Annotated in this window: 9 protein-coding genes; 8 read left to right on the top strand and 1 reads right to left on the bottom strand. The window is 65.5% G+C overall.

The genetic code is table 11. The features are described from left to right. Positions 1 to 767: 767 nt before the first annotated feature. The 8 genes from dpdE to dpdD are packed head-to-tail and all read left to right on the top strand — an operon-like array spanning position 768 to position 18,918. Positions 768 to 4,022: a protein DpdE gene (gene dpdE, locus ABDJ40_RS24285; RefSeq protein ID WP_347613648.1), complete on the top strand. Its 3,255-nt coding sequence runs from the start codon at positions 768 to 770 to the stop codon at positions 4,020 to 4,022. Next, positions 4,019 to 6,610 carry a protein DpdF gene (gene dpdF / locus ABDJ40_RS24290; RefSeq protein WP_347613650.1) on the top strand — a complete coding sequence of 864 codons (2,592 nt, stop codon included), beginning with the start codon at positions 4,019 to 4,021 and terminating at the stop codon, positions 6,608 to 6,610. The genes dpdE and dpdF overlap by 4 nt, the downstream gene beginning before the upstream one ends. Continuing rightward, the gene (gene dpdG, locus ABDJ40_RS24295) at positions 6,607 to 7,503 is read left to right on the top strand and encodes a protein DpdG (protein ID WP_347613651.1); all 897 of its coding nucleotides are present in this window, start codon (positions 6,607 to 6,609) and stop codon (positions 7,501 to 7,503) included. The genes dpdF and dpdG overlap by 4 nt, the downstream gene beginning before the upstream one ends. After that, positions 7,500 to 10,613, top strand: a complete 3,114-nt coding sequence (dpdH, locus tag ABDJ40_RS24300; RefSeq protein ID WP_347613653.1) for a protein DpdH — start codon at positions 7,500 to 7,502, stop codon at positions 10,611 to 10,613. Before dpdG ends, dpdH begins: the two co-directional genes overlap by 4 nt. After that, entirely contained in the window at positions 10,613 to 11,353 is a 741-nt protein-coding gene (locus ABDJ40_RS24305) for a hypothetical protein (protein WP_088486351.1), read from the top strand. The genes dpdH and ABDJ40_RS24305 overlap by 1 nt, the downstream gene beginning before the upstream one ends. Continuing rightward, positions 11,344 to 16,149 carry a protein DpdJ gene (gene dpdJ / locus ABDJ40_RS24310; RefSeq protein WP_347613655.1) on the top strand — a complete coding sequence of 1,602 codons (4,806 nt, stop codon included), beginning with the start codon at positions 11,344 to 11,346 and terminating at the stop codon, positions 16,147 to 16,149. The genes ABDJ40_RS24305 and dpdJ overlap by 10 nt, the downstream gene beginning before the upstream one ends. Further along, positions 16,146 to 16,673 (top strand): phospholipase D-like domain-containing protein DpdK, encoded by a 528-nt coding sequence (gene dpdK / locus ABDJ40_RS24315; RefSeq protein WP_347613656.1) that lies wholly within the window; start codon positions 16,146 to 16,148, stop codon positions 16,671 to 16,673. Before dpdJ ends, dpdK begins: the two co-directional genes overlap by 4 nt. Beyond that, entirely contained in the window at positions 16,660 to 18,918 is a 2,259-nt protein-coding gene (gene dpdD / locus ABDJ40_RS24320; protein WP_347613658.1) for a protein DpdD, read from the top strand. The genes dpdK and dpdD overlap by 14 nt, the downstream gene beginning before the upstream one ends. Before the next feature lie 107 nt (positions 18,919 to 19,025). Here dpdD and ABDJ40_RS24325 read toward each other — a convergent pair. Then, a partial coding sequence (locus tag ABDJ40_RS24325; protein ID WP_347611729.1) for an integrase core domain-containing protein occupies positions 19,026 to 19,147 on the bottom strand: 122 nt, incomplete at its 5' end.

Raw genomic sequence — 19,147 nt, forward strand, 5'->3', positions numbered from 1 at the left:
GTGATCACTCCTCACACCCCCGCCCAGCTGTGGATATCTCGGGCAGGGTAGGTTGAACACCTGGGTCAAATTTGGATCGGCAGGGCCCTCACGGGTGGGTCAAATTTCAGTCGGCGCCAACAGTCCACCAGCAGCTGCCGCTCAAGGTCGACTACCGGCTCACGCATTGGGGACAGCAGGCATGTCCAGCACTCGACGCCTTGCTGAAATGTGCCGCGACGACTACGTGCCCGCTTCTCGAAGAACTACCCCACAATAGGAGTCATTTCGAGATATAACCGACCGCTGTCAGCAGCCTCAGTGCGACGACGTCGTAGCGATGCTGTAGATGCTGCGGCGTTGGTGAGCAATGTAGCCTGCGGCGGTTTTTCGCACCTTATGCGTGCCGATTTCTCGCCTTATGGCTGTCATCCGTGCGTAAGCCCTTGATCTACAAAGAAGCGGTTTCGCACGTTATGAATCGCTCAACAATGCTGTGTAGGTTCCGTAGGGCGCCAGATTAATTGCGACCGGCGCCACTTAAACGCGACTGAACGCCTGAGTTCTTGCGACTGACTAATGAGATAGCGGCACGATTTCAAAGCACTTACGAAGAAGCTTGGGCACACAAGCTCGTCGTTCGACTGCAGTGGAGGTTAGAAAATGGTTGAGCTAGATTGCCCTCTTGTGGGGCGCCAAGGCAGCTTGGGACTGTCCGAGCTTTTCAGTGGCTGCCACTCGCATGAGCCGAGTGACGTCTTTGTGTTTCGCTGGCGCTGGTCCTCCTGATGCGTTCGATCGGCATCAAGCCAGGCTCCTTCGTGGAGGTGAAGCTGACGCCCTACAACGCCTGGGGCATCGGCAAGTTCCTAGGGGCTATCGGTGGCGTGGCACGTGTCCAGTATTTCGACGCTCCGGGGGCACCGCTGCCCGATATCGTTGAGTGCCCGGTGGCCTCTCTGCAGGGGGTAAGACTCCCTATCCAGACGCGCGTGTACCGTCGGCACGCCGCGGGCCGGTGGCAAGTGGGACGCGTGCTGCACGACGAGGACAACGAGGTCCTCGTCCAGTTTCCGAACAATGATCGCTTGACGATCGAAACTGAGCACCTGCAGGTACGCTGGGGGCGGCCACTGCACGATCCACTGTCGCTACTGGCAGTTGAGGCCACCGAGACCCCATTTCTTGCCGACGCGCGCAGTGAGTTCGTTAGGCAAGTTTCGCGGCAGCGTGCTGCAGCCATGGGTATAACGGCCTTGCTTAGCTCAGCGATTGATCTGGTCGACTACCAATTTGAAGTGGTTCGCCGGGTCCTGACTGATCCTGTACAGCGCTACCTGCTGGCCGACGAGGTGGGCCTGGGCAAGACGATTGAGGCGGGGATCATCATCCGGCAGTACTTCCTTGATGAACCCGAGCATGCGCGGACGGTTGTGGTCGTTCCTGCCACGCTGGTGCAACAGTGGCGTTCAGAACTGTCCGTGCGCTTTGGCCTAGAAGGACTACTGGATCGCCGGTTGCACGTTGTACAGCATGACGATCTCAACGCGCTGAACGCTGCACTCGAAGCGGGTGCCGGAATGCTCGTGGTGGACGAAGCCCATCATCTTTCGCACCAGGGCAGCACGACACGTGAGCACCTCTACGCCATGCTGCAGGAGCACGCCCGAACGACGCCACGGCTGCTGTTACTGTCGGCCACCCCTGTGTTAGGCGACGAAGCAGGCTTCCTACGCGTGCTTCATCTGCTCGATCCCGTCGTCTTTCCTTTAGACGACGTCGAGGGGCTGCGTCAGCGAATTGCGTCGCGTCAGGTCATCGCAGAAGTTGTGGCGATGCTATCGCCGGAGAACCAGTGGAGTCTGGCGCCGGAGTTGGACCGGTTGGAAGAAGTCTACGGTGACGACGCGCTCCTGATGGAAAAGGTGAATGCCCTGCGCGCGGTACTCGAGACGTTTCCTGAAGAAGACGATGAGGCTTTCATAGCTTCGCTGGCGGATCTGCGTGTACATCTAGTCGAAACCTACCGGCTTCATCGGCGATTGCTGCGTAACCGGCGCGCCACGGTGTCCTGGGCTACCCCGCGCCGCAACGGCCTAAAGGCCGTGTCGATGCGCAGCCAAGGCGCACAGCGTTGGAGCGAATTGCTGGAACAGTTGCGATTGCATTTGAACGCCGACGCGGCGTTGCCAGATGATGTGGCTGCGATATTGTTGTCGGCCGCAGTGCACCCGCGCAATGCGGCGCCGCTCCACGGCCTGTTGCACGCGGCCGGGGTGCATGACGCGCAGATCCTGGCGCTTGCGCAAGAGCTTGATGCGGCGGGGGAGAGGCTGCGCGCTGATCCGGAGCGCTTCAAAGTCTTGGTGACTTTGGTTCAAGGGTTGCTGCAGACCGTCGGCGTACAGGTGGTTGTGTTCTGCGACCAGTGCACCGACGCGAAGCAGGCAGCGCACGCCCTGGAGCAGGCGCTACCAGGACAAGTTGCCAGACACGAACCTGAACTGCCACCATCGGATCAGGATGAGGATATTGCACCGCCCGCCTGGCGCCAATTCCTCAGCGCGCCAGGGCAAATCCGCGTTCTGGTGTGCGATGCACGGGCTGAGGAAGGTGTCAATCTTCACGGCGGCAAGAAGTTGGCCGTTCACTTCGACCTCCCGCTGGCACCCAACCGCATCGAGCAGAGATTGGGCCGTCTGGATCGCTACGGCACGGGTGATCCCATTGGCTCGTACGTACTAGTGGACGAAGGGCTGCCTGACGAGGTCGCCTGGCTGCAGGTGCTGGATACCGGCTGGCGCGTGTTCAATCGCTCCGTCGCGAGCCTGCAGTACCTAATCGAGTCAACGGCACGCCCCCTCGCGCAGGAATGGATGGACCAAGGCACGCAGGCGCTATCGGACCACGCACAGCAGTTAGCTGGCGACGAAGGTCTAGTGCAGCGTGAATTGCGCAACATCAGCATCCAGGACGCCCTTGACGCGCAGGGCGCGGTCCCGGAAACGGCTCTGGAGGCGCTCGAAGAATGCGAAGCCGACTGGCAGTCCTGGCGTGATGCCTTCAAGCGCTTCGCAGTGGACATGCTGTCGTTCGAGCAAACCGGACTGGCTAGCGGGGGCGTACAGACCACTGACCCAGTGTTCCGTATCGCCTACGTCCACGGCGATCGCGGTCGTCCCACACTGATAACACTGCCCGAGTACCTGCGCGTGTTCCTACAGTCCGTGGACCGCACGCACAGCACTTCGCGGGCACCGATGACGCATCTTTACGCCTTTCGCCGGCAGAACACGGTCGCGCGCGCGGTGCTCGCGCAGCAGGTGTATCCCTTGCGCGTCGGCGATTCGCTGGTGACGGCCCTAGAACGGCTGTGTGAGCGCGACGATCGAGGACGAGCCTTCGCTATGTGGCGGGTGGACCGCCAATGTGTCGCAAATAATGCGTGCGGGGCCGATCTCTACTTCCGCTTCGATTTTGTGGTCCGGCCGAGACTATCGGGGGTGGAACTCGGTGAGGAAATTGACGCCCACGCGTTCGCGCGCAAGGCGCATGTTTTGATGTCGCCCGTAGCCTTGCGCGTATGGATTGATGGCACTGGCGCCATCGTGCACGAACCGCCGACGCTGCTCACCGCGCGCTACAGCGATGCATGGGTAGGCACCCGGCGCGACTTCAACCTCAATCCGCAGCGCTGGCGTCAACTACCGTCAGAGGTTCAGTCGGCCTGGATGCGCGACTGGCCTACGTTGTGCGCCCAATGCCGTGGGAATGCCGAGTCGGCTGTGCTCGCTTCGGAGGAGTATCGAGACCATATCGGCAAGGCGCTCAAGGCCTGCACCGAGGAGAGGCGCATGCGCCGCGCTCAGGCTGCGTCGCGCCTGGCGCGGCTTGACGGCGCAGCGCGTGAACGCGAACGGCAGGAGATGGCGCGCGACGAGGGACTCTATGCGGCCTTGCAGGCCTCGCTGTCTGAGCCTCTCTTGCTGCTTGACGTGGTGGGGGCAGTGTTTGTGGCAGACGACACTCCGTTCGACGCATGAGCGCCGCCGTGCTCGATGATGACGTTATGGCGGACGCGCTGGCACGTTGGGAAACTCACGGTGCCGCAATGGTGCAATCGTGCGCGCCGGATGCGCTGCTGGAGCGACTGCGTCAGGTGCTAGCCGCCCTAGAGCGCCAAAACAAGGGTATGGCAAGCCTCGACCTGCTGTCTCTCGTTCGCCAGTGGCAACTGCGGCGCGCCAGCCGCGGCGCGCCTGCTTGGCTTCGAGTACCCGATGGCGGCGGTTGGCCCTCCTGCGCAGCTTGGCGCAGCGCCGGATTCGACGCTGCTGGGGTAGACGGCGGAATCGATATCAGCGCCGCGCACCCACGCCTGCCCTGGCTAGGTGCACAGGACGACTTATTCGACGACGCTTTCGACGAAGTTCAGGTACGTCGAACGGACTGGGTGTTGGCCGAACCCTGCATAGCGCAGGCAACGGGCCTATCCAATTTCACCGGCCCCGGCCAACGTGAGGCAGTGCGGGCGCTGCTGCACCTACCGCCGCAAGTAACACTGATCGCCAACCTACCCACGGGCAGTGGAAAGTCACTGCTGGCGCAATTGCCTGCCCTCATGCGGGGAGAGGGTTACCTGACGCTGGTGATCGTTCCCACGGTTGCATTGAGCATCGATCAGAGCGCCCGCATGGCGGAGTTACTGTGCCGCAAGGACCCGCGCTGGGAGGACCGACCCTTGGCATACCACGGCGGGCTCACAACGGCACAGCGAGCGCAGATTTTCCAGGGGCTGCGCGACGGCAGCCTGCCTGTGCTGTTCACCTCGCCGGAAGCCGCCACCAGCACGCTGCGCGAAGCGCTCGAAGACAGCGCCCGCAACGGTCGCATCACGCACGTCGTCGTGGACGAGGCGCACCTGGTGTCGAGTTGGGGCAACGGCTTCAGGCCAGCGTTCCAGTTGCTGCCCGCGCTCGTGAAGCGGCTGCGCCGTCTCGGTCACGAATCCGCGCGCCGCAGCATCCGCGTCGTGCTGGCCTCCGCGACGCTGACGCCGCACACAGTGCGGTTCCTGCAGCATGCCTTCGGCAATCCGGAGCATGCCCGGGTGGTTGGCGGCATCCACCTGCGGCCTGAGCCGCGCTACGCGATACGTCGCTGCGCCGACCTGGCGGAAAAGCAGCGCCTGGCCGTCGAAGCGCTCAAGGTGGCGCCGCGCCCGTTCATCCTCTACGTCACGCGCCCGGAAGAGGCGCAGCAGTGGATAGAGTTGCTGCGCCGGGAAGGTTTCGGTCGCCTGCGCCAGTTCACCGGCGAGACGCCGCCCGCCCAGCGGCAGGCGCTGCTGGACGACTGGCGCTGCAACCGCCTCGACGGCATGGTGGCTACGTCGGCCTTCGGCCTGGGCGTGGACAAGGGCGATGTACGCACCATCGTCCATGCGACGCTGCCCGAGTCGCTCGACCGCTTCTACCAGGAGGTCGGCCGCAGCGGCCGCGATGGCCGGGCCGCGGCCAGCCTGCTGCTGTTCACGCAGCAGGACGTGAGGCAGGCGCGCGACATGGCCGGCGAGAGCTTCATCGGCAACGACATCGGTTTCGACCGCTGGACCACGATGATCGACCAACCGGTGGCCAAGTCAGCCGACAGCGGCGAGGTCTGGCTCGACCTGAACCGGCTGCGGCCCGATCTGCGCACCCATGGCCGGGGCAACCGGACGTGGAACCTGCGCACGCTCAACCTCATGGCCGCCGCGGGCCTCATCGAGCTCACGGGTCTGAGCCACCGCGCGCCCTCGCCGGATGGCACGGTCAGGGAGGAATCGCAGGAGATGACGGACGTGCAGGCGCACTTCGCGGCCGTGCGCATCCTCGACGCGGGCCATCGCCAGCGCGCGGTGTTCGATGCGCGTATGCACGAGGCCCGGCAGCAAGCCAGGCAAGCGGCGGACTGGGCCTTCGACCTCATGCTGGGCGTGGCTGAAGGCCGGGTAGAGATGGAGGAGGCGCTTTCACGCCTGTACCGCCTCGTGCTGCCCAACGCCTGGATGCCGGTGGCCAGCGCCTGCGGCGGTTGTTCGGCCCACTGGGGGCCGCCGCGGCTACGCGACTGGGTTCCGCAGCCGTTCGTTGCCAGGCTGGGCCTGTTCGAGGAACGGCGCGGCCCCGAAACCTTGCTGCGTACGCTGCCACGCGCGCAGCCCAACCTGATGTTCATCGTCGTGGACGACGTGCTCCGCGTACTGCGCGCCCCGCCGGGGGGACTGGCGGACGCACTGGTGGGCCGACTGCAGCCGCACACCGTGCTGCTGCCGTCCAGCGCGGCGCAGTCTGATGTCCAGTCGCTGCGCGACTGCCTGCGGCGCACACGCTCCGACGCGTTCCTCGACCGCTTCGGCTCCGAGGCGAGTAGTGTCCTGGATGGGGCTAGCGGCGAGTTCCGGCTCGTGTTCTGGACCGATCCCACGATGCCCGCAATGGCCGCCTCGCAGCTGACTGGCGCTGCCTGCGCCCTGACGATTGTTCTCATGACCCCTGCCATCACGGATCCGCTGCGTCCCGACCGCTCCTGGGCCAGCGTCCTGCCCCACGCCGACGAAGATGCCGCCTTGCGCGCACTTGCTTCATGAGCCTACTTAACCTGACCAACGACGGCTTGCCTAACGTGCTGGCCATGCTCCATGCCGCCGTGCTGCGCGCCGGCAAGCCGGTTTTGCGCGACGAACTACTAGAGACGGTCGCACCCTCATCGGTGGTGGACGACGACGGCAAGATGACCCGTCAGACACTCAATCGATGGACTGAGCTAGGCTTGTTTAGGCAGGAAGGCGACGCCATCACAGTGAACGAGCGCCCCGCTGGAACTCGGATCGCGGCGCTGGAATTGCAGCGGTTCACGCGGCGTGTGGCTTGCAAGTGTGCACTGGCCGAAGAGAACAACGCCGACTTCTGGGCCAGCGAGAGCGCGCGCGCCGCAGACCTCACCCGCTCGCTGGCCTGGATGATGGCGCAGGACGTGTACCGTGCCTCGTTCTCTGACTTCGAGGCTCAGGAAGCGGAGCAGATCACTGACCCTGAACTGTTGCTCATGCGTAACAGTACGCGCCGCAACGGGCTGCAGTACTGGGCCCCGTTCCTGGGATTCAGCCGTCATCCCCACGCGGCCATCGACCCAACGGTGGCAGTGCGCGATGTGCTGCCCGAAATCTTGAGTCCCGGCCAGGGCATGGCCGCTGCGGACTTCGTGGGGCAAGTGGCCTGGCTGCTGCCGGTGCTAGACGGTGGCCGCTACCAGAAGGAAGTGCTGGCCGCCATGGACCCGAACGCGCTGGCACCGCGCAACCCGGGCCAGTTGTCCACGGCGCTATCGCGTGCGCTGCTGTGCCTGCGCGCCTGCGGCGACATCGTGATGGCGCAAAAGAGCGACACCGGCAGCGCCATCACGCTCACCGGCGCGCAGGGCGCCCGTCACGACCTGACTTTCCAATGGATCTCCCGTCCGGCCGCAGGACAAAGCCGATGAACGACCACAACGCCCTTCTTGCCTACTGGCCCGGCCGCGAGCGCATCGACGAGTGCCTGCGCACCGAGGCCGAAACCGCCGATGAGGCGCTGCTGCTGGCGGTGCACGAACCGGTGACGCTGCTGCGACGCCCGGAGCAGTCCGGGGCCGCCGTCACCGAGGCCAGCGAGATGGACCTGCTACGCGCGCTCATGCGCCCGGCTGACGACGGCAGCGCCGTGCTGGTGGCCATCACGGGCGCATCCGGCGTGGGCAAGTCGCACATGGTGCGCTGGTTGAAGGCGCAACTGGAGCGCCATCCCCGTCGCCAGGAACTCGTGATCGTCACCATCCCCAAGACGGCCAGCCTGCGCCGGGTGGTGGAGTTGATCCTCGAGCCGCTGGCCAGCGCCGAGTACGAAGCACTGCGGCAGGACCTGGCGCGCGCGGCCGAAGCCATGAACCCCGTGCTGGCGGCTGAGTTGCTGGCTACGACGCTGGCCGAGGAGCTCGAACCCTACGGTAAGCGCCTAGAAGAGGAAGTACGCGCGCGGCGCGTGGGCCCCGAGTTCGGTCCGCGTATCCGCCTTGCGCAGCATCTGCGCACCCTGCTGCGCGATCCCGACGTGCGCGACGCCTGGCTGCAGGCCGCGCTGCGGCGCATTGTCAGTGCGAGCCTGGGGGGCACGGCCGACCCAGCGGATCGGCAGTTCCAGCCAAAGGACCTGGAGCCGCCGGTCGAGTCCGCGGCCACGCCGATGAAGAGCGCCGTGAACGAGGCGCTGGCGTTCCTGGCCAACGCCAACGGCCGCTACCGCGGCACGGCAGCGGAAATCCTGCAGGAACTGCTGGACCCGGCCCTGCGCACGATCTTCCGTTTCACGGATGCGCTGCACCAGCGCTCGCTCGACGAGATCGTGGACGACATCCGCCAGCAACTGCTGCGCGACGGCAAGGAACTGGTGCTGCTGATCGAGGACTTGGCGGCGCTCTCGGGCATCCAGGAACCGCTGCTCAAGATCGTGATCGCGGAGTCGGACCACCAGGGCCTGCGCGTGAGGGCGCCGATCCGCACCGTGCTCGCAGTTACGGACGGCTTCCTGGCCGGGCGCAAGACGGTGCTCACGCGCGCACGCGAGCAATGGGAAGTGCCCAGCGAGGGGCTAGCCGAGAGCACCATCGTGCAGCGCCTGGTGAGCCTGACCGGTCGCTACCTGAACGCCGCACGCTGGGGCGTGGCGCATCTGCGCGAGGCGTTCAAGGCGTCGCCCCAGGAGGGCACCGAACTCTACGGCTGGGTGCCGCGCTTCGACAAAACACTCGACGCCGCGGCCGCCGACCGGCTCGACGCCTTCGGGCACAACAGGGCCGGCCACAGCCTCTTCCCGTTCAACGAGGCGGCCGTCCGTTCGCTGGCCGCAGCGGCGCTGAAGGCAGGAGACGCCTGGACGTTCAGGCCACGCACCTTCATCAACGAGGTGCTGCGCAAGACGCTGCTGGAGCGGCCGCTGTTCGAGGACGGGCACTTCCCGCCGCCGAACTTCCACCAGGCACGCTTGACCGCGGAACTGGACCAGGAACTGCAGTTCCGCGGTTACGGCGCCGAGGAGACGGGACGCCTGCGCACGGCACTGTTCCACTGGGCGGGCCACCCCAGGTCGCTGGCCGCGGCCCCGGTTGCGCGGCCGGTGTTCGACGCGTTCGATCTGCCCTGGCCTTTCAGCGCCGCGGCAAGGCCGCCCGCGGGCGAGCCGGCGCCGCGACGCCCGGCGGATGGTGGGTCCGGCATCACGGTCGCGCCGGCCGGCCCAGGTGCGCCGGCCCCTGTCGCGCCGGCACAGCCTCCCGCGCCCATTGCCCCAGTGGCGCCACCGCCCAGCGCCTACGCGCAGGCGCTGGAAAAGTGGACGCCCGAAGCCCGCATGACGAACGACCATGCCAGGCTCACGCGCCGCCTGCTGACCGATGCGCTCAACGAGCGCATCGATTTCGACGACTACCGCCTGCACGGCCAGAAGGTCGAGATGACCTGGTTCTGGCTGCCGCCGGCCAACACGGTTAGCAACCCGACGCAGGACTTCGCGGTCCGCGTGGCCGAGCCCGGTGAGCCCATCCCGCCCCGCGTTGTGGCTGGGCTCAAGGCCCTGGAGCGCTGGAACAACAACAACCGCTCCTGGAACTATGCCCAGGCCGAAAACGACTACGCCTCAGCCAACGCGCTGCTGGAGCATCTCGAGGCCCAGGTGCTTGCCGTCGTGCTGGAGGAAGCGGAGCGTGAAGCCGCGGCCCTGGCCTCGGCTCTGCACCGGCAGAACCTGCTGCTGGGTGCAAGCACGAAGCAGCAGCCCGAACCGAACAACCTCAAGGATCTGCTGGCGCAAGCCGACGATCATCCTCAGCCTGAGACGGATCGCTTGCCCGCCAAGGTCCGCACTGTGTTGGAGGCGCGGCGCAAGTCCTTGGGCGGACGCGAACTGTTGCAGGAGCGATTGCGGCACTACCTGGGCTGCTACCAGGGCAACAGAGGCGGCAAGCCGCTCGCCATCGACACCGAACGGCTCAAGGCCGTCCTGCGGCGCGACGTGGCGTCACGCTGGATACGGTGCCTCAACGGCAAAGTTGCGCTGAGCCAGGACGCGCAGGACGCACTTGAAAGGCTGTCGCCGCAACAAGTGGGCGACCTCATCGCTGCAGTGACCGCGGCCGTGGAACATTTCCAGCCCGTCATTGCGCAGTCGTTCGGCGAGGACCATCAACGCGTGGCGTGGCGCGAGGCGATGACGCAAACCATCGATGACGCGCGGGAACTGTCGATCTGGCCCACCTCCATCGAGGAAGCGCCCCTGCGCGCTGTGGTGACGCGGCTATCCGATGAAGGCACGGAGTTCGCCATTCGCAGGGTGCGCAAGATGGAGCCGTCGGAGGCCTCGGCATCCGTCAACGCACGCCTCATTGCCTTGAGCAGCGTGCCGCTCACGCGTGTGGCTGCACTGGCCGTGGACGTCTTGTCGATGAATGAATTTTTCGAGGCCCTGGAGCGCCTTGTGCATGCGCAGACCCGCTCCGTGGACGACGAGCAGGCGCTGCAGCAGCGCACGGCGTTGATCGACAGCCTGGTGTGGGAGGACTGATGCCGACCCTGATGGAACGAAGCCAGGCCGCCCGTGCGGGCCTGGAGCGCGCTCGACTGGCCAACCAGACGCGCAAGCAACTCTCGGCCGTCCAGGCCCGGGCCACGGAATGGGACACGCGCATCAGCGCGCGTAGCGCGGCGCGCAAGCGCATGGCGGTGTTCCCAGACCATTTCGCGACACTGCCGCAGGAAGTGGCCGAGGCCGACGCCGCGGCCGCGGCGCTGGCGCGCGAAGCGCAGGCGCTGCTGCGCCGGGGCGCCGACATCGAGGCGCTCTACGAGGAGAACCTGTGGACGCGCCTGCTGGCCGCAGCCGACAGCGCCAACAAGGCAGCGGCTGACGCGGCGCGCACGGCGTGGGAGCAAGTGCGCGAAGAGATGGGCACGATGGAGACGCCGGCGTCCCTGGAAGCCCGGATGCCGCGCACCCCGGCCAACGAGCGCGTTTTGGCGAACTACAAGACGCAGTACCAGCAGTACGCGGCGCTGGTGCGGCAAGGCGCGCCGAGCTCGCAGGCGGTGCTGCATGAGCTTTCACGCGCCATCGAACGGCTGCGCGAAGTCCAGGCCGGGCTCACGCTGGCGGCACCGGAGGCGGTGCGCGTGTTCCTGCGTGCCGTCCAGCAAGGCAACGCGGGCATCGACCTACTCACGCCGGAGGTGGTGGCGTGGCTGCAGGCTAACGACGATCCCGCGCGCTTCGTCGTCCGGGTACGGACGGTACCGGCATGGGCCTGACAGCCGACTTGCTGCTGGCCGAGCGGGCCCTCGATGCGCTGGAGCAGATCGAAGCCCGCGGCCTGGTCTGGGGGCTGGTCGACAACGCGCTCAGCGACGACGAGGTCACCGACGCGCTGCGCGCGGTGCTAGATGAGCCGCGCAACCAGGCGCTGCGCAGCGACCCCGCGTGCAGCATCGTCACCACGCGGGACCTGCGTGAAATGCTGACGAGCCTGAACATGCTGTTCGAGGTACCGGAAACCGGACCTGGCGCACGCAACGGGTGGCGCACCCGGATGGCCGAAGGTGTCAGGCTGATCGCGCAACTGCGCCAGTTGTTTCCCAAGCACGATGATCGCAAGGACCCCTCGGGTGCGAAGTGGGCAAGCGCTGCGACACTGGTAGCCGACTACCGCTTCCTGCGCCGTGCACGCCGCTATCCGCGTCGAGACCAGAATGCCAGCATGGTGCTCGCCGCCCTGGCCGACGCCGTCACAGAGCCCGGGCTTTCGAGCGCGCTTGAACATTGGCTCGGCAAGATGGGCGAAGGAGCAGGTCTTTCGCGCTTCCAGGTCGAGTCCACCAGGCGCCTGCTGCTGAGCCTGCAGCAGCGCAGCCTCACCGGCACTCTGGTCTCGGCCGGCACGGGCAGCGGCAAGACGCTGGCGTTCTACCTGCCGGCCCTGTCCTGGCTGGCGCACCAGCGGGTGCAGCAACCGCAATCGCGGGGCGTGCGCGTGCTGGCGCTGTACCCGCGCAACGAGCTGCTCAAGGACCAGCTGGCCGAGGTGTACGACCAGTGCCGCACCTTCGACGCCTGGGTAGCACGGCGCGGCGGCCGGCCCCTGCGCGTCGGAGTGCTCTACGGCGACACGCCCCATACGGCAAGTAGCGCGTTTAAGAACTGGTCCGGCAACGCCCAGGAGAGGATCTGCCCCTTCTTCGCCTGCCCACGGCCTGGCTGTGGCGGCGAGATGGTGCTGCGCCAGCGCGACGTGGAACAGCGACTGACGAGGCTGGTGTGCCGCGGCTGCGGCCACACTGTCGATGCAGCGCATCTGGCTTTCACGCGGAGCGAGATCGAGGCCGACCCGCCCGACATACTGTTCAGCACCGTGGAGATGCTCAATCGGCATATATCCAACCCACGGCAGTGCCATGTCTTCGGCGTTGGCCCGCGTGCGCTGCGGGTACCAGACCTGGTGTTGATGGATGAGGTGCACCTCTACGCCGGCACTTACGGCGCGCAGGTGGCTTACCTGATGCGCCGCTGGTGGGCCGCCAGCGGCCGGCGCTCCAGCTTCGTTGGCTTGTCTGCAACCATTGCCGAAGGCCAGACCTTCTTCGCCAGCCTCACCGGGCTGAGCGAGCAGGTGGTGCAGGAGATCAAGCCGCTGGACACCGATATCGTCGAGGAAGGCGCTGAGTACCTGCTGGCCCTGCGTGGCGACCCAGTGTCGCAGACGTCTCTGCTATCAACGTCCATCCAGACCCTAATGCTGGGCTCGAGGCTGCTGGACCCGCCCGAGACATTCGACAAACGGACGCGCCCGTTTTTCGGCTGGCGCAGCTTCGCTTTCACGGACCAACTCGATGCCACCAACCGGCTGTTCATGGACTTTCTGGATGCCGAGGGGCGGGACCGCTGGGGCCGGCCCAACCGGGTCAGGCATCCGGACGGTGGGCTGGCGCGGCTGCGCGAGCCGCTCGATCCACCGGGCCGGCGCTACCTGGCAGGCCAGGACTGGCGGGTATCGCGTGCCATTGGCCATGACCTAAGCCGCTCCCTGGAGGTAGCCCGTACGACGGCCCACGATAAGGGCGTGAGCGGCCGCAGCGAGGTCGTGGTGGCCACGTCGGCGCTGGAGGTCGGCTTTGACGATCCAGGGGTCGGGCTCGTGGTTCAGCATAAGGCGCCGCGCAGCATGGCGTCTTTCCTGCAGCGCAAGGGCCGAGCAGGCCGGACGCGCCACATGCGGCCCTGGACAGTGGTGGTCCTGACCGACTACGGCCGCGACAGATTGGCCTACCAGGCCTACGACCAACTCTTCGACCCGGAGTTGCCGGCACGGCAATTGCCGCTGTCGAACCGTTACGTGCAACGCATGCAGGCAGTCTATGCACTGCTTGACGAACTGGGCGCGCTCACAGGGGGCGACGCAGTGACTGGCCCGTTGTGGGGTACCTTGGCTGGCCCGACAGAAGAGCCAGCGCTGCAGCGCTGGCCCGAATCGGTGCAGCGGCAATTGCGCCAGCTCCTTAGCAACCTGCCTGCCGCGCAAGGCGGACCTGAGTGGGACCAAATCTGCCGGCAGTTGCTCATCCGCGCCCGTGAACTGGCGCCGCCAGGCGCGGACAGAGGAATCAGGTACGCGGGCGAGAACTGGCTGGGGAGCGAACTGCGCCGGCGCCGCGTCATTGAACTGCTGGGCCGCCTGCTCGACGACCATACACGCTCGGAGCGGCTGGCCGCCAGTCTGAGCGACCGGCTGTCGCTTACGAGCGAGCAAACGGATCTGGTGCTGTGGACCCAGCCACGCCCCGTAATGCTGGGCGCTATCCCAACCGCACTGCGGCGCCTGGCCACAGGTTGGCGCGCGCACGGCAAGGCGGGCGCCGATTTGCAGGCGGTACACCCGCTGCCGGATTTCATTCCGGCCAATCTGTTCAGCGACCTGAGCTTGCCCGAGCTGCGACTGGAGTTGCCTGGCGGACTGGATATTCCAAGTCCACAGTACCTGCCGGTGCAGCAGGGACTGGGCGAGTTCGCCCCTGGTCGAGTCTCCCGTCGCTACGACGCAGCACTATGGTTGGGCGTGACTAGCGAGGTGCTGGAGGAGTTGATGCCGGCCGACGGAACCGTGGTCGAACGCGATGCCGACATCGACGCCTGGTATGCCGGCGAGCCGCAGCGCCCGTTCCACCGCCCGGACCAGGGGCGGGCGCAACCCTGGCAAGCCCTGCGTCCCACCGCGGCGTGGCTGGCCCCGGTCCCCGCGGGTCGCGCCGCCGCCGGCAAACCGGAAGTGGCCGACACCTCCAACGCCCAGTTGGTGTGGAGCTCGCACCTGCAGGCGCCCCGTGCAGGCAAGGCGTTCGCGCTGCCGACCTACGTCGGCATCACGCGGCTGATCGGCGGTGTCGTCGCGCATACACATGCCGGGCAGTCCCAGGCGCTGGTACGCCGTTACGCCATCGGCTCGCGTGCCGAGCTTCGCCTGCGGCAGGGCAGCACGTCGGCGCGCATCAGCGTGCACTGGCAATTCCTGCAAGGTGGGCAGCCTGCAGGCGTGGGTTTCGACATCGACACCGACGCACTGGTGCTGGCGCTGGATCTGCCGGCGCAGTTGCACGCGGCTATCGACTGGAGCGACAGGCGGCGTGAGCGGGCGGCGCGCGCCGCCCGCTACCGCTACGAGGCCAGCGAGGACGCGGCATTCCGGGAGGTTGTCTCCAGCGTTTTCATTCGCGGCTGGATTGCACAGGTTTTCCAGATCAGCGCGCTGCTGGTGGCCCGAAGTGACGACCTTCCACTGGTGCAGGCCCTGGATCGGCTGGCCCAGGGCGAGCACCAGGCGCAATTGCTGGGCGTACTGCAGGCCGTCTTCCAGGCGCCCGATGTCCAAGCAGACGACGAGGCGCCGGACCGGCTCAGGCAAACCCTCGAAGACGCATTGCGCAGCCCCCAAGTGATGCGCGCAATACGAGGCGTGGCTCGCGTGCTAGCAGACCCGATCGACGCCGAATGGGACGCGTGGCTGTCGCTCACCATGCGCGCCACGCTGGGCGCGGCCTGCCTGGAAGCCATCCAACAAGCCTGTCCGCAAGTGGACTGCGAGTCCCTGGCGGTGGACATTGAGCCAGGATTGCGCGACGACGCCTCGACCGCCGAGACACCCGAGATCTGGATTTCGGAAACCAATCCTGGCGGCAACGGCCTTATCGAGCAGGTCGTCGAATTGCTGGTGACCCAACCAGACGCCTTCTACCGTCATGTCGAGGCCGCACTGGGCCCGCGCGATTTCGAGTGGACTGAGCGCCAACTTCGCGAGATGGTGACGTGGCTCGGCGGCGAGACGCCGGACGCCGACTTGGTGGACAGCGTCCTCCGCGTGCGCCAGGCTACCACCACCGCAGAAGCGCAGCAGGCGTTCGGCGTGCTGCGCGCTGAACTGGTCCGCCGCGGCCAGTCGGTGTTTCATGGCTATGCCGTGGCACTGAGTATGCGACTGCTGCGACCGGACACGCCGGCAGAACTCGACGGGTTGCTATGCGAGATCCAGCGCCACTGGGACGAGTTGGAAGACCGGTTCGGCATCGAGGTAGACGTGCGGGTAGTCTGTGCGCTGTTTAGCGAGGACCAGCGTCTTGACCAAGCGTTCCGAGGCATGGGACTGAGCCTTCCGGCCTCAGGCAACCGGCGCGTTTGGCGCTTCGGCGTGCTCATGGGTGTGCTGTGGGCGCGAGGCCATGCGCTCCGGGCTACGGCGCTGCCGTGGTCCAACCGCTACTGGGCGTCGCCGATCGATACAGAGCGGCTGCTGCTGGAGCAGTGGCTCACACAGAGGCCACGACCCATCGATCCGACCGTGCCGGGCTGGTCGGATACGGCTCGAGAGCGGCTGGTATCAACCTCGCAAGTTGTGATCCGTGTGGAGGCGGCACAGGCCGGGCAATGGCTGCCGCGGGTGCTGCGCGCCATGGTGATAGAGCCTGTGCAATTCGACTATCTCAACGTCTTCGCCCGGCTCACCTGCGTCAAGCGCCGAGATCATGTCGTGGAATGGACCTTCAGCATTCCGGATTCGCCATGACCGACACCCGCCAGATCTTCAAGTCAGCCACCTCCGCGCCCAAGGCTGCAATCGACGTGCTGACGCTGGTCTTCGCGCACGAGTTGATCGTGCCGAGCGACACCCTGTACCTTGTTACGCCCTGGGTCAGCAACATAGTCGTGTTCGACAACCGCCTGGGTGAGTTCGAAGGGCTTAACCCGGAGTGGACGCATCGGGAAATTCGGCTCATCGACGTGCTCGTGGCGGTGGCCTCCAACGACACGCGGCTCATCTTGCGAGTGCGCCCGGATCGACACAACCAGCCCTTCCACACCCGCTTGATGGCGGCGTTGGACGACGTTGGTCTACGAGACCGCTGCAGTTGGAGCGAGAACATAGCGCTTCACACCAAGGGCCTGCTAACGAAACACGCGCTGCTGAGCGGGTCAATGAACTTCACAGAACGAGGCGTAACCCTCAATGACGAGTCCTTGACCGTCTCGTTCAACGCGCAACTTATTGCCCAGGCCAAGGTGGAATTCGACATTCATGGTACGCGCTGACGACCAGGAAGCCGCCGAGCGCGCGGCACTGCTGCGACGCTTCTTCACCGTCCCGAATCTCTACGTCCATCCAGGCGCTGGCGCGACGGCCCCGGCCCCGGCGTTGGCCGTGCCGCAAGCCCTGCACGACGCATTACGTCGCTTCCTGAGTGGCTATGGCGAGCGGCCGCTGCTGCTGCCGTACCGCAGCGCTGGCGACGACCGCATCTGCTGGTACGCGTGCGCCCACGACGACACCGCGTGCCGTGTGTTGCGGGCCGAACTCGAAGCATTCATCGGGCCGAGCTTTGCCGAATTCGACGATAGCGGTGACACCGCATGGGCGACGCCCGATGTCGTGCGCGAAGTCCTAATGTCCGCAGGCCTGCGCGTTGTGCGCCTACGCTGCAGCAAGCCCGAGTTCGATGAGCGTGTTCCTTCGCGCTGGAAGACCTATTGGCAATTGCTGGAACGTCAACCCAAGCGGGTGGAGTTGGAAGTGCGCAGCTTCGCGCAGTTGCGCTCGGTCTTCGACGAAGCCCTTGTTGCCCGCAATGAGCCCGATGCCCTGGCGGCAGTCGCCGCGCTGCGCGACGTCCATGGACTCAGTGGCGAGAACCGAGTATTCCTTGATATCCGCTTGGCGGCGGCCTTCGGGCGCTGGGAGCAGATCCTCGCGCATCCCCGCCTAGTCGAGTTGTTGCAACTGCGACTGCCGCCAGAGACCTACGGCGACATCTGGGACGCACTCTACGAGGTGCACCTCCGCCCGTTCGAGAACTCCGGTAGCGCACCACACCTGGTCCAAGCATTCGTCGATGAGGTGCAGGCGCTGGCCGGTCCGCTCCTTAAGGGCCGCGGGCGCTCGCGCCGGCCTGCTGCCCTGAAGTCGCTGCTGCTCGACGCGCTGGCGCAGGCCGCTCCCCAGGCCGCACTGTGTCGAGAACTGCTCGAGGCCGTGGGACCGCATGCGTTCGGTCCTGCGACCTCAGGGATTGAGGCCATGGTCGCGGCTCTTGAGACACCGAGCAGCGACTTTGAGTCGGCGCTGGACGAAATGGATCAGGAGCGCTATGAGCAGGCTTGGGTGCTGCTGTGGCCGTTGCCCGACGATGCCCGGGTCTTTGCTGCGCTGTTGCGCTGTGCCAAAGAAATCGCCGATCCGGTACGCGGCGGCGATGTGCTGGCGCGTTTGAATGCAACCAGTGCGGACATTGCCGAGGCGGTTGGCCAGACACGAGCCCGTCTATTGCGCGACGTGGAGCAACTGGCGCGTGAAGCGCCGCCGGCCAAGTTGCAGGTTCAGGTCGAGGCCGTCACCGAGCAGCAGGCAGCAGACATCGTGGCTTACTGGCGAGAGATCGCTGGCGCGAGCAGCACGGCAATTCTGGACATGCGACCCGGGTTGACGGATGAATTGCAGGCGGCACTGGAAACGCATGCACTTGAAGAGTCACCGGTACTCGACGCCTTGTTCCCGGTTTGGTTTGAATGGCTGGTGGGCAAATGCGCGCCGGAATCTCGGCTCATCGAGCTCTATCAAGCCTTCATCGAAACGCTGTTCCTGCGTGACCGCTACGGCGAAACCGAATTGGAACTCGTTCGTCTGGCTGCATTGCATCTGGTGGGCGCCAGTCCTACGCCGAAGCAGTACCAGCGCCTGTTGGACCGACTCATCGACATATTCAATGTGGCCCGCTCGCCAGTTGCCGCGCGGTGGGCTCTGGAGTTGACGGATGGCCTTCTTGCTATGCCGTGCCGCAGCGAGGAAGCACTGACGCGCTGGCGGGGCGTGGTTTTCGACGCCGCAAACGAAATGCGCTCCAGGTTGGGCCCCGTGCAGCGCTCCCTGCTGCGTATCCTGGCGACGGAGTGCGGATATGAATTGACCTCGCCCACGGATTCGACGGAAGTCGAATTCCCGGCACCTGCGGTTGAGATGGTCAAGCGGGTGCTGATCTACAGCCTTGACAAGCACGCAACCGAGCGCGCGGCCATGACGCTTAAGGAACTGTTCCCACACGGCAGGTTTGAAACTAATGGCGATGAAACCTGTACTACTCGTCTTAAATCCAGTGTCAGTATGGCGGATTGGGTGATATTCGTTTCGAACGTAGCCACCCATCAAGCATTTTATTGTATTAAGGCTGCTTTGCGCGAGCAAACCGACTTACTGCAAGTCCAGGGCAGTGGCACAACCCGAATCATCGAATGTGTGATGAATAAATTCCAAGCGAACGGCGAATCACGCCACTTTGATGGATGAGCATATCGGGTATTCCGGGAAAGCGCTTTAGGTACACCATCATTATTAAATTTCTGGCAGTAATCTGGCTTTGCCAGTACTCGTGAAGAACGGGACGGCTGTGTCCCCTAGGTGTGAATCGTCAAGAGGTTGTTTCCTGACGAACTGAGTCTGGAGATGGGCGGCAGACCGCCGATGCCGCTATGCGGACGATGGCAGTTGTAGTGATGCTGCCACTGGGCCAAGGCCT

It is taken from the genome of Roseateles flavus (assembly GCF_039872765.1).
Taxonomy (GTDB): Bacteria; Pseudomonadota; Gammaproteobacteria; order Burkholderiales; family Burkholderiaceae_C; genus Roseateles_B; species Roseateles_B flavus.

Coding starts and splice junctions, on each gene's coding strand:
- dpdH (WP_347613653.1), top strand. CDS start 7,500: ATGAACGACCACAACGCCCTTCTTGCCTACTGGCCCGGCCGCGAGCGC.
- dpdG (WP_347613651.1), top strand. CDS start 6,607: ATGAGCCTACTTAACCTGACCAACGACGGCTTGCCTAACGTGCTGGCC.
- ABDJ40_RS24305 (WP_088486351.1), top strand. CDS start 10,613: ATGCCGACCCTGATGGAACGAAGCCAGGCCGCCCGTGCGGGCCTGGAG.
- dpdF (WP_347613650.1), top strand. CDS start 4,019: ATGAGCGCCGCCGTGCTCGATGATGACGTTATGGCGGACGCGCTGGCA.
- dpdJ (WP_347613655.1), top strand. CDS start 11,344: ATGGGCCTGACAGCCGACTTGCTGCTGGCCGAGCGGGCCCTCGATGCG.
- dpdK (WP_347613656.1), top strand. CDS start 16,146: ATGACCGACACCCGCCAGATCTTCAAGTCAGCCACCTCCGCGCCCAAG.
- dpdE (WP_347613648.1), top strand. CDS start 768: ATGCGTTCGATCGGCATCAAGCCAGGCTCCTTCGTGGAGGTGAAGCTG.
- dpdD (WP_347613658.1), top strand. CDS start 16,660: ATGGTACGCGCTGACGACCAGGAAGCCGCCGAGCGCGCGGCACTGCTG.